Source organism: Moheibacter lacus, assembly GCF_014042165.1.
Taxonomy (GTDB): Bacteria; Bacteroidota; Bacteroidia; order Flavobacteriales; family Weeksellaceae; genus Moheibacter; species Moheibacter lacus.
Map to the genome: position 1 here is coordinate 1,112,944 of NZ_JACDZE010000001.1, position 14,841 is coordinate 1,127,784.

Sequence of the window (14,841 nt, forward strand, 5' to 3'; positions counted from 1 at the left end):
CACCATTCAAAAAAAACACATGATGAAACAATTTTTACAACCTTTCAAAACTCTCATAACCTTATTATTTTTCGGTATCATGTTTACCGGAAACGCACAATTTGAAGAACAGGCAAAATTAGTCGGCGATTTCAGGGAATCCCGTGCCGAGTTCGGTACTTCAGTTGATTTCAATGATGATTTCATCGCTGTGGGTGCATCGAGAGAGTCTATCGCCGCAGGAGCAGTTTACATTTACAAAACACAAGGCGAAAACATCGAATTCCATCAAAAACTGACGGCTTTTGATGCAGCGGAAGGAGCCGAATTCGGTGGAATTGTCCGGTTTATGGATGATTATCTGGTTGTTGCATCAGGAAGAGCTAATGTAGAAGAAGCCTGGATGGCGGGTGCACTTTACATTTATAAATTGGATGCCAATGACGAATGGACTTTCCACGCAAAATTGGTCGCTTCTGATTATCAGGATACGGCCTTGCTGGGAGCAAATCCTACTTGTCTGGACACAAACGGGAACATCCTCGCAGTCGGTGCGATGGCTTATGACAATTGGACGGGTGCAGTCTATATTTTTGAAAATAATGACGGCGTATGGACTGAAACTCAAAAAGTAGAAGTGCCTGATGGAGTACAAAATGAAAATTTCGGCATTGGAGTTTCAATCTCTGATGATTATTTAATCGTGGGAGCAAGCGGTGCCAATAATGGTCAAGGAAAAGCCTACGTTTTCAAGAAAAATGCAAACAATGCTTGGGAATTAGAACAGGTTGTGATGGCTTCCGATGCTCAGAATAATATTTATTTCGGTACCTCTGTGAGCGTGGACGGAAACCAATTTGTGGTAGGAGCTTATGCAGAAGGGGCTATGTCAAGTGACGTTCCGGCTGCTTATGTTTTTGAACAGAATGTTTCCGGACAGTGGGATGAAGTTCAGAGAATTGCAAGCCATGAATCCGGCGAAGACACTTACTTTGGCTGGCATTGTGAGATGAAAGACGATATGCTTTTTGTCGCTGCACCTCACGTTTTCGGGTTGGAAGAATCACGTGTGAACGTTTACAAAAAAAATGAAAATGGCAGTTGGGATGAATTTTTTACGGTGACACCATCCGATAATTTCAATGCTTTTTTCGGTTGGCATTTTGCTTACCATGGTGATAAACTTTTAGTGGGCGCTCCGAGAAATGATTTTGACGAAAATGGAGAAGACGAAATGATGGATGCCGGAGCCGCTTTTATGTTTAAACAAACCAATTTAGGTTTTGAAGAAATGAATGCAAATCAAAATTCAATTTCTGTTTATCCAAATCCGGTTGAAAATCAATTGAATATTGTAAGCAAAGAAGAAATCAAATCCGTAGAAATTTATAGTTTATCAGGACAGAAAATTAGTTCTAAAAAACAAAATTCTGTAAACGTATCTCATTTGCCAAAAGGAACTTACATCATTAAAACAACCACAATTTCCGGAAAAGTAAATACTCAAAAGTTCATTAAAATTTAAATAAACTATAGAGAAGCTTTGACAAAGTTCAGAACTTTGTCAAAGTTTTTTACAATTCAATTTCTACATAAAAACCTTCATGTCCACGGACGTTCCAAACTGTTCCGTCTTCAAAAATCCAGTATTGACCTTTGATTCCTGTTAGAACTCCTTCAAATTCCCGCTGTTTTTTTAGGTTAAGCGATTTGACTTTTTTAGGAAATTCCAAAACCGGATATTCAAACGTATAAACGGAATCATCAGACAAATAAAATTTTGATTCCTCCTCCGGAATATACATTTTAAACAAATCTTTTTGTTGGATCAAATCCAATTCTGGCACATCGTTTTTCAGCATTTTCTGCCAATTGGTTTTATCAGAAGCATGGTTTTTTAAGGCAACTTCTATCATTCCGGCTTCGTATCTGTTATCCGTTTTGGCGAAAATCGTTGCATAAGAAGCGCCTTGATCGATCCATCTTGTTGGAATCTGAGCCGCACGCGTGACACCGACTTTTAAATCGGAAGAAACCGCCAAATAAACAATATGCGGCTGCAATTCAAACTTCTTTTCCCATTCTAAATCTCTTTGTTCAATTCCCAGATGAGCCGTCGATAATTCCGGTCTGATGATGCTTTCGTTCGCTTCAGGCAAAGAGAAAAAACAGGTTTGACAATAACCCATTCTATAAATCTCTTTGTCCAATCCACAACCCAAACATTCATTGTGCAAATGTTTGATTCTGATTTTTTTCTCCAATTGTTGGTTTACATCGAGATAATCATCCTTGAAATTCAAATAATAACGGATCGGTTTTCCATTTTCTGTGATCATCTTGCGAATCTGTCCCTCAAAAGTCATCGTCTTTGATTATTTTTGTGATTAAACTGAAATATATGCCTGCACAAGGTTTGGTAAACAAAGTTATGGAATTGCTGATGAGCAAACGCATGCGTCAGATAGAAAGTTTCATGCAGAGTCCCATCGAAACACAAGAAAACGTCTTGTTTGATATTTTATCGCACGCCCGAAATACCGAATATGGAAAGTTGTACGGTTTCAATGATATCAACCATTATGAAACCTTTCAAAATCAAGTACCCATCGTAACTTATGAAGAATTTGAACCTTTTATCGAAAAAGCGAGAAAAGGAGGAGAGAACATCAGTTGGCATGGGAAAATCAAATGGTTTGCCAAATCTTCCGGTACTACAAATGCCAAAAGCAAATTCATCCCGATCAGCGAAGAATCGTTAGAGAACGGTCATTATGCAGCAGGGAAAATGATGTTTGCCTTGTATCTGAACAACCATCCGGAAACCCAAATTTTTAAAAATAAAAATCTCCGATTGGGAGGAAGTAGTGAGATTTATCAGAAATATGAAACTTTATTTGGGGATTTATCGGCGATTTTGATCGATAACCTTCCTTTTTATGCAGAACTCCGAAACACACCCAACAAACAGATTTCGCTGATGAGCGAATGGGAAACCAAAATGAAAGCCATTGCAGATGCGGTTATCAAAGAAGACATCGGCTGTTTGACCGGCGTTCCGTCCTGGATGTTGGTTTTGCTGAATTATGTTTTGAACCAAACCGGAAAAACCCATTTGGATGAAATTTGGACTGACTTGGAAGTGTTTTTTCATGGCGGAATCAGTTTCAAACCCTATGAAGAAAACTACCGATTGTTGACTCAGAAACCATTGAATTTCTACGAAATTTACAATGCTTCAGAAGGTTTTTTTGGGATTCAAGACCAGAAAGACTCAAAAGATTTGTTGTTGTTGTTGGACAATGGAATTTACTACGAATTTATTCCGATGAGTGAATTTGGAAGTTCAAATGCCAAAGCCATTCCATTACAAGAAGTAGAAATCGGAAAAAACTATGCGATGGTGATTTCGACTAATGGCGGACTTTGGCGTTATTTGATCGGTGATACCGTTAAATTTACTTCGAAATCTCCTTATCGGATTCTCGTTACGGGTCGTACCAAACATTATATCAATGCATTTGGAGAAGAATTGATAATCGAAAACGCAGAAGAAGGACTGAAACGCGCTTGTCAGAAAACCGGAGCGATCATCAAAGAATTTACAGCAGCGCCGATTTTCATGTCAGGAAATGAAAAAGGAGCGCACGAATGGTTAATTGAATTTGAAAAAAGACCGGAAAACCCAGAAGAATTCGCAGAAATATTGGACAAAACGCTTCAAGAATTGAATTCGGATTATGAAGCCAAACGCTATAAAAACATTACCTTAAACAGATTGAAATTGAATATCGCCAAAGAAAATTTATTTTTCAATTGGATGAAAGAGCGCGGGAAGCTCGGTGGACAAAATAAAGTCCCTCGACTTGCCAATACCAGAGAATTTTTAGAGCCATTACTTCAAATGAACCAATGATATGAGTCCGGAAAAAGCCACCCAAAAATACCATCAAATCGTAGAAAACAAATACCAGATTTACAACAGTCTTTTCATGAATTTGCCTTATGATAAGATGCTAAATATAGGTGCGCTGATTCCATTTTTGTATCAGGAAAGTCATTCCGGATTCCCAACCGGAAAAACACCCATCGAAATCATTCAATCTTTTTTTGAGAAATATACCGAAATCAGCGATGAAAATGAGCAAATCGATTTGTTGTTCAGAATCGTACAATACATTGAACGCCAGGTAGTATTATTTGACAGTATCGAAGATGCAGCTTTTGGGAGTATGTATGGAAATTCCGAAGAAGGAACGCTTGAAAACCTTTTTCAGTTGGCCAAACAGCAAGACAAAGTCGATGAGGTTAAAAATAAATTGGCGGACTACGCCGTTCGGATTGTTTTTACGGCGCATCCTACACAGTTTTATCCAAATAATGTGCTGCATATCATTCAAGATTTGAGAAATGCCGTTCAAGATGATTCAGTGAGTAAAATCGATTTGTTGTTACAGCAATTGGGGAAAACGCCATTTATTAACGAAGAAAAACCGACACCTTATGACGAGGCAATGAGCATCATTTATTATTTGCGAAATGTTTATTATGATGCCGTTGGCGAATTGGCTTCGCAAATCAATTCGACGTTTTTTGAAAAAGAAGGAGCAGCGGTTGAAAACCCTTTTATCCAATTGGGTTTCTGGCCGGGAGGTGATCGTGACGGAAATCCATTTGTGACGGCAGAAATCACCCGAAAAGTAGCTTCTGAACTGCGTATTGCGATTTTGAAGAGTTATTATAAACATTTAAAAGAAGTGCGCAGAAGGTTGACTTTCAAATTCATTTCTGAACCGCTGAAAACACTTCATGATGCGATTTACAACGAAATGTTTGTCAACGAAGGTCAATTGACTGAAACCGAAATTTTGAATTCTCTATTGCGCATCAGAACGGTTTTGGTAGAAAGACACAATGGGATTTTTCTCGATGTTTTGGATGGATTGATTCATCGGGTGAGGATTTTCGGATTGCATTTCGCTTCGTTGGACATTCGCCAAAATGCCAAAATTCATGATCGCATCATCCGTGAAATCGTTGAAAAAGAATTCAATTTGGATTTTGACCAACTTTCTGAAGCAGAACAAATTCAAATTTTGACCGAAAGAGAATTGAACATCAATGAAGAAGATTTTGAAGATGAATTGACCCGAGATACCATCCGAAATGTAAAGCAACTCAAAGAAATACAGCGATTTAACGGCGAGCGAGGCGTGCATCGGTACATCATTTCAGATAGTGAAACGATCTTTGATGTGTTGAATGTTTATGCGTTGTTCAAATTTTGCGGATACCAAGACGAAGAAATCAAATTTGACATCGTTCCGCTTTTTGAAACCATCGTAGGACTAGATGAAGCGGAAAGTACCATGCAGAAATTGTATGATCTTCCGATTTATAAAAATCATTTGGCCAGAAGAAAAAACCAACAAACGATCATGCTTGGCTTTTCTGACGGAACTAAAGATGGCGGTTATCTGAAGGCGAATTGGGAGATTTACCATACCAAAGAAACCCTGACCCGTGTTTCAAATGAAAACGACATCAAAGTGGTCTTTTTTGACGGTCGAGGAGGTCCTCCGGCACGTGGAGGTGGAAAAACACACCAATTCTATGCTTCTCAAGGAAGAACAATTGCCAACAACCAAATCGAATTGACCATTCAGGGACAGACGATTACGAGTATGTTTGGTGCGAAACCGCAAGCGAAATATAATTTCGAACAATTGCTCACAGCCGGAATTCGCTCCACGGTTATCGATGATCCAAAAGCCAAATTGGAAGCAAATGAAAGAAAGGTTTTGGATGAATTATCAGAAATCAGTTTGCAGAAATATCTGGATCTGAAGGCGCATCCACTTTTTATTCCGTATTTGGAAAACAGAAGTACGTTGAAATACTATGGCATGACCAACATAGGCAGCCGTCCGAGCAAAAGAAACAGCGGTTCTCGGTTGAAATTTGGTGATTTGCGTGCGATTCCATTTGTGGGAAGTTGGAGCCAGTTGAAACAAAATGTTCCGGGATATTTCGGCGTAGGAACGGCTTTGCAAAGTTTTAAGGACAAAGGGAAATTGGAAGAAGTAAAAGCATTGTTTCATCATTCTTCTTTTTTCAAAACACTGATTTTGAATAGTATGATGTCCATGCAAAAGACCTATTTCCCATTGACCTATTATTTAAAAAACGATGTTGAATATGCGCCTTTCTGGCAGATTTTGTATGACGAATATATTTTGTCGAGGGATTTGACTTTGGAGATTTCGGGATATGAATCATTGATGGAGTATGAAAACATAAGCAAAGCTTCGGTTTTGATGCGGGAAAAAATCGTTTTGCCGCTTTTGGCGATTCAGCAATATGCTTTGGAGAAAATTCAGAAGGATTCAGATAAAAAAGAAGTCTATGAGCGATTGGTGATGCGATCGCTTTTTGGGAATATCAATGCGAGCCGGAATTCGGCGTAATGGAAAAACGTAGAAAACAAAGGCAGAAACCCGCGTTACAAACGCTTTGCAAATTCTGACACTCGTTACAGTTATCGCTCAAACGAGCGCCAGTGAAATTTAAAGCACGGATTAAAATTTGCGTTATCGGCGTTAGAAACAGCAGTATCTAATCCATAATTTTTTCATGTGCTAATGGGAGAATTGCTGGCCAAATATTGTTAATTTTGAGCCTTTATTTAGAAAATCACATCAATAAATGTTAGATTATATCATTGTCGGACAGGGAGTTGCTGGAAGTTGTTTTGCTTTAAAATTATTAAAAGAAAACAAATCATTTATCGTCATTGACGAAAACAAAAATAAAGCTTCTTCCGTTGCGGTTGGGATTTATAATCCGGTGGTTTTGAAGCGGTTTTCGCTGATTTGGAATGCGGAAGAACAATTGAAATGGATGTTGGATTATTTCAGTTCTTTTGAAAAACTCTTAGGTGAAAAATTCATCCATGAAATTCCAACTTATCGGATTTTTAAGAACGAAGATGAAATCAAAACTTGGCAGAAAAAAGCCAAGCAACCGGAACTGATTCCTTTTTTAAACGACGAAATTTTTCAGTCTAATTCACCTGAGATTAAGGCTCCATTTGGATTTGCTGAAGTGAAACAAACCGGAAGAATTGATTTGGAAAATTGTATGAAATTGTTTCAAATGTATTTATCAGAACATGATTTGATTCGAAATGAAAAATTCGATCATCTTAAAATTCAATTTCATGAAAATCATGTGGAGTATGAAGGAATTCTAGCCAAACGCATCGTTTTTTGTGAAGGATTTGGTGTAAAAGAAAATCCGTTTTTTAAAGATTTGCCGGTAATCGGAGTGAAGGGAGAAGTTTTAAAAATCAAAACCGAAACCGAGATTCCCAAAGGGATCTGGAAGGCGTATAATTTTTTATTGCCGTTGGAAGATCAATTGGCTTTGACTGCTTCGACTTATGATCGGGATGATTTGACGTATGAACCGACGGAAAAGGGAAGGGCGGAAATCCAAAATTATTTAGAAGAAATTTATACCGGAAATTATGAAATAGCGAAACAAAATGCTGGAATAAGACCGACGATCATCGATAGAAGACCGATTTTAGGGCATCATCCTAAGTTTGAAAATCTTTGGATTTTAAACGGGATGGGAACGCGAGGGACATTGCTTGGGCCGCAGATGACAGAGTTTTTATATGACCAAATAGAAAAAGGTGTGGAATTGCCTAAAGAAACGGATGTAAAAAGGTTTGAAAAGTATTGGAATTAAATTATACTTGTAAAAATTATCTTATGAACTCTTTTTTAAATCCAATTGATTTATCAATTGCTTCTAAAGCACTTCGCCTTGCCAATTATTTGATTGATGTCATTGCATTTTTGATTTTCTTTATCATCATTTTTATTGTGGTTACGCTTTTTGGTGTAGATATGGAATTGTTTTTTGCTGAAAACCCTTTTATAGATAGAATTTTATCGGCTGTCATGTATTTTTTATTCATGAGTTTGCAGGAAATTATCTTTAAAGGAAGAAGTTTGGGGAAGTTTTTGACCGGAACCGTCGCAGTAAATGAAAATGGTGAGCCAATGGATGTGCAAAAGACCTTCATCCGAAATTTATGTCGTCTTATACCTTTTGACGGATTTTCTTTTTTGGGGACTTTGGGATGGCATGATAAAGTTTCGAAGACACGTGTTGTGATGAAAAAGGAATTTGAAAAACACCAATTAGATACAAATTCCATAGACCAAATCGGAGTAGAGCCAAGGCTTCATGATTAAAATTTAACAAATCAAGGGAATTTATTAACAGTCTTATTTCCTTAAAAATAAGTGATTTGTCTTTAAATTTGTAAGCTTCAAAATTAGGGTTAGCAATTCAGTGTTTTTGAGCAGATGAAGAAGGGTATAGTATTAGGTGTCGCAGGATTACTTTTTTTGGGAATCGTTCAGGGTAAATCCCATTATTTTGGGTCTATTTTACCTATTTTTCAGTCGGACAACAAAGAAATTGACTCTTTAATTGTGGTAGGAGATGATTTATATGCAGAAGAAAAATACGATGCTTCTCTTGCCGTTTATAATCAAATCATCCAAAAATCACTGAAAGAAAACTATTCTAAAGGTTTGGTCAAAGCATATATCGGGAGTTCCTTTATTTATTTTAACAAGGGTCAACTCGATGTTTCATCTCGTTATTTGGTAAAGGCAAAAAACGAATCTTATGTGAAAACTAGTCCAGAAGATTTGTATTTGATCAGTTTTCAGGAGGCATTGAATCTCCATTCTTTGGGCATCCACAGGGAAGCGATCAAAAAATACCTAGAAGCCATTGCGATAACTGAGCGGATCAAGGATGAAAAGGAGCAAATCAACATGGAAATTGGGGCTTATGTGAATATCGGTGATATTTATGAAACCCATGAAATGATGGATTCGGCTTTGTATTATTATAAAATTGCATTTGAAACACCGGAAGCGGATGATTTGAACCAATTTATCAGTTCTGTGAGTATAGCCGAGGTATTTACGGATTTAAAGGAGTTGGATTCTGCAAAATATTATTTAGATGTTGCGAGAGAAATTCTTCCCAAGATCAATTCCACTTATACTTCATCTGTCTTTGGTCGCATCAAAGGTAAATTCCATGTAGCGGAGGGAGAGAATGAAAAAGGGATTTTGGCTTATAAACAATCATTGGTGTTGGCAGATCGGCTAAAAATACCGAAGCCGGAACTCTACAAACTATTGTCCGAGGCATATCAAAACAATGGTGAAATGGATTTGTCCATTCAGTATTTGAAACGCTATGTAGAAGTCAATGATAGTTTGAATTGGGTGGCAAAAAGAAATCTGAAAGGACCGTTGCTGATGATACAAACGGACAATGAAAAAGAATTGGCCAAAGCCACTTCCAACACTTGGTACATCATTGTGATAGCTGTTTTGTCGATTTCTTTGATCGTTCTGGTGATGTACAGGTTGCTTAAGAAGCAAAAGCTAAAAAATCTAAAAGGAAAAAAAGAAAAAATTCAATTAGAGAAAAAATTGAACAATGCATTTGAAGAAGTCGCTGAATTGGCAAAATCCAATTCACCCAATTTCATGTCGAGGTTTGTCGAGGTTTATCCGGAGTTTTATAACCAATTGAATATAGAATTTCCTGACTTGACTGCGGCAGATTTAAAGTTATGTGCTTTGATGAAATTGGATTTTTCTACCAAAGAAATTGCCGAAATAACCTTTAGTTCCATCCGTACCATCCAGAACCGGAAATACAAATTGCGTAAAAAATTTGAGTTAAGTTCAGAAGAGAACTTACAGATTTGGATTCAGAATTTCCATTTGGAAGCGATAGGGCAGATTTGATTTACCATTTTTCGAATTTTCCAAAATCGGTTTAACGTATTTTTTTTATTTAACTTCAGTTCAATTTAAGGGATTAGCCTAGTTGAATTATTTTGAACCCATTACATTTAACAAAGAAATCAGTTGAAACAAATAGATGAATCGAACTTAGGTTAAAAGGGATCATAGATGATTCAAGTCTAAATAATTAGATGAAATTTAAACAGGCTCTTAATTCTTAAAAGAATTGATAATGTTTACGGATTGATTGAATTATTAAATATTGACAAAATCAAAAAGCCGCACTTTCGTACGGCTTTTCTCATAAAACATTAAATTCTCCTAACTGATTTTTTTCTTAATAATTAGGATTTTGTTGCCCTGCCAAAGCCGGGTTTGTGTTCATTTCGTTTAATGGAATAGGGAACACACGACGGTAATCTGAGAAAGGCATTTCGCAGTTAGCCGTACAGTTTCCATTTTTGTTGATATCCAATTGGTATCGGTTCATATCGAAATATCTGTGTCCTTCAAAAGCCAATTCGATTCTTCTTTGGTTCAAAATCTCATCCAACAGAGCTTGACCTGAACCAGCGAATGTATAAGCCGGATCTCTGTAAGTAGAAACATAATCAACCAATTCGTTCAAAGCTGAAGTTGGATCGGTAAAATAAAGGGCTTCGATTTTATTCAAGATCACCTCAGAACCTCTGATCACGATGATGTCATCATCTACAGATTGGTATTTTAAAACACCGTATGGTTGAGGAACGTCATTAGTGTCCCAAAGTTCGTATAATCCAGTTCTGGCATCTGTTGCAGACATCAAATTGTAAAATTCTGTTGTAGCAGCAGTATCACCGTAACGGTTGGTCGACCATGTCGCAAAAATCGCATCGTTTGCTCCTGGGTTATCCAATTCTGTAAAATCGATTCCGAAAAGAGTTTCAGCACTCAATGGGTTTCTGTAAAAAGAAGACAAATCATCACCAGAAACGATTTCTACACTAGGAATAGCCATATCTGCATATTGACTTGCTTTTACATAATCTTTTTTGTACAAATACACTCTGGAAAGCAATGCATAAACCGCTTCTTTAGAGATTCTAGATCGCTCATTAAGATTTGGCAATAAATTCGCAGCCAATTCTAATTGAGTAGTGATCTCATCATAAACCTCAGCTACAGAACTGCGCGCAATAGGTTGATCGCTTTCAAAAGCCATTGGAATTGGAATACCCAAATCCTGATCTGTCGTGCCATAAGGTCTTGCATAGTAATTCACCAAATTGAATAAAGTCAAAGCTCTCAAAGCCCGGGCTTCAGCAAAATATGCTGCTGAGGCATCTCCTTGTATTTTTCCTTCATATGAAAGAACGAAATTGGCTCTTGCTATGACTCTATAACCAATTGTCCACATATTGGCGATGGAACCTCCAGTTACACTAGCATGTTCGTATCGGTAGAAATCTGTAAATCGGTTTGAGTTTTCAAAAATTACAAATCCATTGTCTGTCAATAACTCTTGAGAAGTTATATAATAGTTTCCATAGGCAAAGTTGCTTTGTAGACCATCATAAACACCAAGAAGAGCAGTTTGAAGTTGTTCTTCATTTGTAATGGTACCTTCATTAACTTGTGCTGAACTTGAAGGTTCGTAGTTTAAAAATTCGTCTTCCGAGCAAGACTGGAATCCCAGTAACCCGATTAGACCTAAACTCATTATTATTTTTTTCATTTTATTCGAATTTTAAAATTTAGAAATCGATTTTTACACCAAAGATGAATTGTCTCAAGTTCGGCTGAGTCAAGTTAAATAATCCCATGTTCTCGATTCCATTGTAATCGACATCATTGGTCGCTACTTCAGGATCAAACCAAAGGTCATCATCAAAAGTCCAAACAACCAAGTTGTATCCTTTTACGTACACATAAACATTGTTTAAGAATAAATTCTCACCCAAGATATCTTTACCAAATCGGTATCCGATTTCAGCAGATCTCCAACGGATGTTGTCAGCGTCATATAAATAACGGGTAGAAGCAGAGTTACTTTGGTTATTTCCTCCATAAACAACCTGAGGTAAAGTTGCACTACCTGCATTATCAGGAGTCCAAGCTCCATTTGCCCAATCTTCTCTTGTATTTAACTGACCATATGTTCCATCACTGTTGTAAACAAATCCCCAAGTATCATATACAGAGTGTCCTCCTGCATAAGAGAATTGAGAGCTTAATACAAATCCTTTGTAAGTTAAGGAAGTTGATAAACCTGCGTTATGAACCGGCAATGCTTGTTTTCCGGTAAATACTTGTGCCGCTTGGTTTAGTTCACTTGTCGTTGTCGTACGGGTTTCGTCCGTGTACCAAAGAGGTAAACCATTTTCTTGATTTACACCTGCCCAAAGTCTAGTGTAAAACTCAGTTGGGTTATGTCCATTCATCCATGCTTTACGTCCGTTTCTGATAGAAATGTTTCCATCATTCAAATTTTGAATTTCAGAATCATTGTAGGAATAATTTCCGGAAATAGACCATTCAAAATCATCCGTTCTTACCGGAACTACAGTCAAACTTGCTTCGATACCACGGCTTTGTAATTCTCCATCGTTTGTCCAATAGCTTGTGAAACCTGAAGATGAGGCATTTGTAGGAACTGTATACAATAAGTCTTCTACATTTTTCACATAATAATCAACAGTTGCTCTTAAACGGTTTTCGAAAATTCCGAAATCCAAACCAACGTTCAATTGTTTGGTCGTTTCCCATTTCAAATCATTATTACCCAATTGTGTAATGGCACCCGCAGCTTGTCCTAAATATGCACCATTTGCAGCTCTATATAAGTTCATCCAAGCATAGTTACCAATCTCACCGTTACCAACTGTACCATAAGAACCTCTTAATTTCAATTCATTGATAGAAGAACTGCTCAAAAATGCTTCACGGTTGATGTTCCATGCAGCACCTACGCCCCAGAAAGTTCCCCATTTATTATCTGTACCAAATCGAGATGAACCATCTCTACGGATGTTTGCCGTCAAGGAGTATCGATTGTCGAAACTATACGCCAAACGTCCAAAATAACTCATAAATGAATAATCTGATCCGGAAGAACTAGCATCAGATGGATTAGCCGCATTGTCCAAAGTTGGTTTAGTATTTCCCGCTGGATAACCTTTTCTTTCAGCAAAAACTACACTATAATTGTATTTGATAGCTTCCGTACCTGCAGTTAAGGTCAAATCATGAACATCTGCAAATGTTTTTTGGTATTTCAAGGCATTGGACCAGTTCCAAGTGTTGAAATTTCTTTGAGAAGCATAACCATAACCATCACCTAGCGGATCTGCACCATCAGAGTTTCCATCTCCAAAATCAGGATTCCAATACAGTAATTCATCGTAGAAATTGTAATCAACCCCAAATTTTGTAGCAAAATTCAAGTTGTTTGTGATATCATAATCTCCACCTAAATTGACGATCGCTTTGTAAAAATCTGAATCTGATCTGTTGGCTTCTTGTAAAGCCAATGGGTTGAACTCTGGATTCAAAAAATATAAATCCAAATTATAAGATCCATCAGGATTGTAAAAAGACTGTGTCGGAGACATCACATATCCGGCAAATATCGGATTTGAGAAAGCTGAACCATCTGTAGGTCCTGTTTGCTTGGCTTTACTTAAAGTAACATCAAAGTTCAAATTCAATTTTTCTTTTACTTTCCAGTCTGCACCTAAATATCCGGAAATACGGTTATAATCTGAATTGCTTGCGATACCTTCCTGATCATTGTAGCTTAAGGAAGAAAATAATCTCATTTTATCAGAACCTCCCGAATAATTGAAAATGTATTTCTGAGAGCTGATGGAATTTTGGCGTACTGCATCCTTCCAGTCATAAGAAGAAACACCATCCCATCCTAACGCATCAACGATTACCGGATATAGATCGTCAAAAGATCCTCCAGTAGCATTGGCATAAGCTGTTGTAAAATAGTTCGCATGTCCTTGCGCATCTAACCAATCATTTTTCTCAAAAGCGACATCACCTACACCAAATTCCGTGTTAAATGAAAATTTATCTGTTCCGTAAGCTCCTTTTTTCAAAGTAACCAAAATTACTCCGTTTGCACCACGTGAACCATATAGGGAAGTTCCCATCGCATCTTTTAAAACAGTAACATTCTCAATCGTTGATGGATCGATGTTCGCCAAAGGATTGGATGTTGCAGCAATTCCGGATAAATCTTCCGTAGTTACAGGAACACCGTTGATCACTACCAAAGGCTGCGAGCTTCCTGTTAATGAAGTTATACCTCGGATGTTGATAGGAGTATATGAACCAGGCTGACCACTTCCTGCACCTATGTTCACACCAGCTACCTGACCTTGTAATGCTTGGTCAAACGAAAGTGTACCTACTTTTTCGATATCTTCCGATTTTACAGTTGTATAAGCTCCTGTTTTTTGTTCGTCCGTTTCCGAAATACCATAACCTAAAATTACAACTTCAGTTAAGACTTCAGCACTCATCGAAAGTGTACCCATATCTTCCGCATTTACTGCAAAATCTTTTGAAGAACCCAACATATCGGTAACAACCAATACATCACCAACTTTTGCATCGATCTCAAACGCTCCATTTTCATCAGTAAAAGAAGTAGCTTCACCACCTCTTACTTGAATCTCTGCGTCAGAAACCGCAAAACCATCTTGGTCTTGAATTACTCCTTTTACCTGAGCATCCACCAATTGGAAAACTGCAAATAAAAAGAGAAAACTTAATAAGACATTTCTCCTCATTTTCTTTAATTTTTAAATTTTATGAACGCAAATGAAACAAAGAAATGTGAAAAGTTTATGTACGTAATGTTAATTGAGTATATAATAAGTTGATACAAATGCTATACTCACAAACTACTCAATAACGATTTAAAATACTGATAGATAGCCGTATAAGAAGTTTTGTTAGAAATTCTTTGTTTTGAAATGGTTATTGATATGTTAAGGTTAGACTCAGAAATATC

Annotated in this window: 9 protein-coding genes; 6 read left to right on the forward strand and 3 right to left on the reverse strand. The window is 37.2% G+C overall.

The window, feature by feature from the left end; genetic code table 11:
• Positions 1-22: 22 nt before the first annotated feature.
• A complete protein-coding gene (locus HU137_RS05165) occupies positions 23-1,504 on the forward strand; it encodes a T9SS type A sorting domain-containing protein (RefSeq protein ID WP_182042725.1) in 1,482 nt (493 codons plus the stop codon).
• Positions 1,505-1,553: 49 nt separating this feature from the next.
• Here HU137_RS05165 and HU137_RS05170 read toward each other — a convergent pair whose 3' ends face one another.
• Positions 1,554-2,345, reverse strand: a complete 792-nt coding sequence (locus tag HU137_RS05170; protein WP_182042726.1) for a DUF2797 domain-containing protein — start codon at positions 2,343-2,345, stop codon at positions 1,554-1,556.
• A gap of 35 nt (positions 2,346-2,380) precedes the next feature.
• Between HU137_RS05170 and HU137_RS05175 the strand changes: the two genes are divergently transcribed.
• The 5 genes from HU137_RS05175 (at position 2,381) to HU137_RS05195 (ending at position 9,833) form a co-directional block, all read left to right on the forward strand.
• Entirely contained in the window at positions 2,381-3,895 is a 1,515-nt protein-coding gene (locus HU137_RS05175; protein WP_182042727.1) for a GH3 auxin-responsive promoter family protein, read from the forward strand.
• 1 nt (position 3,896) lies between these two features.
• Positions 3,897-6,446 carry a phosphoenolpyruvate carboxylase gene (locus HU137_RS05180; RefSeq protein WP_182042728.1) on the forward strand — a complete coding sequence of 850 codons (2,550 nt, stop codon included), beginning with the start codon at positions 3,897-3,899 and terminating at the stop codon, positions 6,444-6,446.
• Between the two features lie 238 nt (positions 6,447-6,684).
• Complete coding sequence (locus tag HU137_RS05185; RefSeq protein WP_182042729.1) at positions 6,685-7,734, forward strand: NAD(P)/FAD-dependent oxidoreductase; 1,050 nt, start codon at positions 6,685-6,687, stop codon at positions 7,732-7,734.
• A 23-nt stretch (positions 7,735-7,757) separates the two neighbouring features.
• Complete coding sequence (locus tag HU137_RS05190) at positions 7,758-8,246, forward strand: RDD family protein (protein WP_182042730.1); 489 nt, start codon at positions 7,758-7,760, stop codon at positions 8,244-8,246.
• Between the two features lie 114 nt (positions 8,247-8,360).
• A complete protein-coding gene (locus HU137_RS05195) occupies positions 8,361-9,833 on the forward strand; it encodes a tetratricopeptide repeat protein (protein WP_182042731.1) in 1,473 nt (490 codons plus the stop codon).
• Between the two features lie 337 nt (positions 9,834-10,170).
• Here the strand turns inward: HU137_RS05195 and HU137_RS05200 are convergent, their stop codons facing one another.
• Together HU137_RS05200 and HU137_RS05205 are read right to left on the reverse strand one after the other, a co-directional pair.
• Positions 10,171-11,550, reverse strand: a complete 1,380-nt coding sequence (locus HU137_RS05200) for a RagB/SusD family nutrient uptake outer membrane protein (protein ID WP_182042732.1) — start codon at positions 11,548-11,550, stop codon at positions 10,171-10,173.
• A 19-nt stretch (positions 11,551-11,569) separates the two neighbouring features.
• Entirely contained in the window at positions 11,570-14,617 is a 3,048-nt protein-coding gene (locus HU137_RS05205; protein ID WP_182042733.1) for a SusC/RagA family TonB-linked outer membrane protein, read from the reverse strand.
• Positions 14,618-14,841: the final 224 nt, after the last annotated feature.

What these genes read in the sequence shown, in the direction of transcription:
- HU137_RS05175 (WP_182042727.1), top strand. Translation starts at nt 2,381, where the DNA reads ATGCCTGCACAAGGTTTGGTAAACAAAGTTATGGAATTGCTGATGAGC.
- HU137_RS05180 (WP_182042728.1), top strand. Translation starts at nt 3,897, where the DNA reads ATGAGTCCGGAAAAAGCCACCCAAAAATACCATCAAATCGTAGAAAAC.
- HU137_RS05170 (WP_182042726.1), bottom strand. Translation starts at nt 2,345, where the DNA reads ATGACTTTTGAGGGACAGATTCGCAAGATGATCACAGAAAATGGAAAA.
- HU137_RS05195 (WP_182042731.1), top strand. Translation starts at nt 8,361, where the DNA reads ATGAAGAAGGGTATAGTATTAGGTGTCGCAGGATTACTTTTTTTGGGA.
- HU137_RS05190 (WP_182042730.1), top strand. Translation starts at nt 7,758, where the DNA reads ATGAACTCTTTTTTAAATCCAATTGATTTATCAATTGCTTCTAAAGCA.
- HU137_RS05185 (WP_182042729.1), top strand. Translation starts at nt 6,685, where the DNA reads ATGTTAGATTATATCATTGTCGGACAGGGAGTTGCTGGAAGTTGTTTT.
- HU137_RS05200 (WP_182042732.1), bottom strand. Translation starts at nt 11,550, where the DNA reads ATGAAAAAAATAATAATGAGTTTAGGTCTAATCGGGTTACTGGGATTC.
- HU137_RS05205 (WP_182042733.1), bottom strand. Translation starts at nt 14,617, where the DNA reads ATGAGGAGAAATGTCTTATTAAGTTTTCTCTTTTTATTTGCAGTTTTC.
- HU137_RS05165 (WP_182042725.1), top strand. Translation starts at nt 23, where the DNA reads ATGAAACAATTTTTACAACCTTTCAAAACTCTCATAACCTTATTATTT.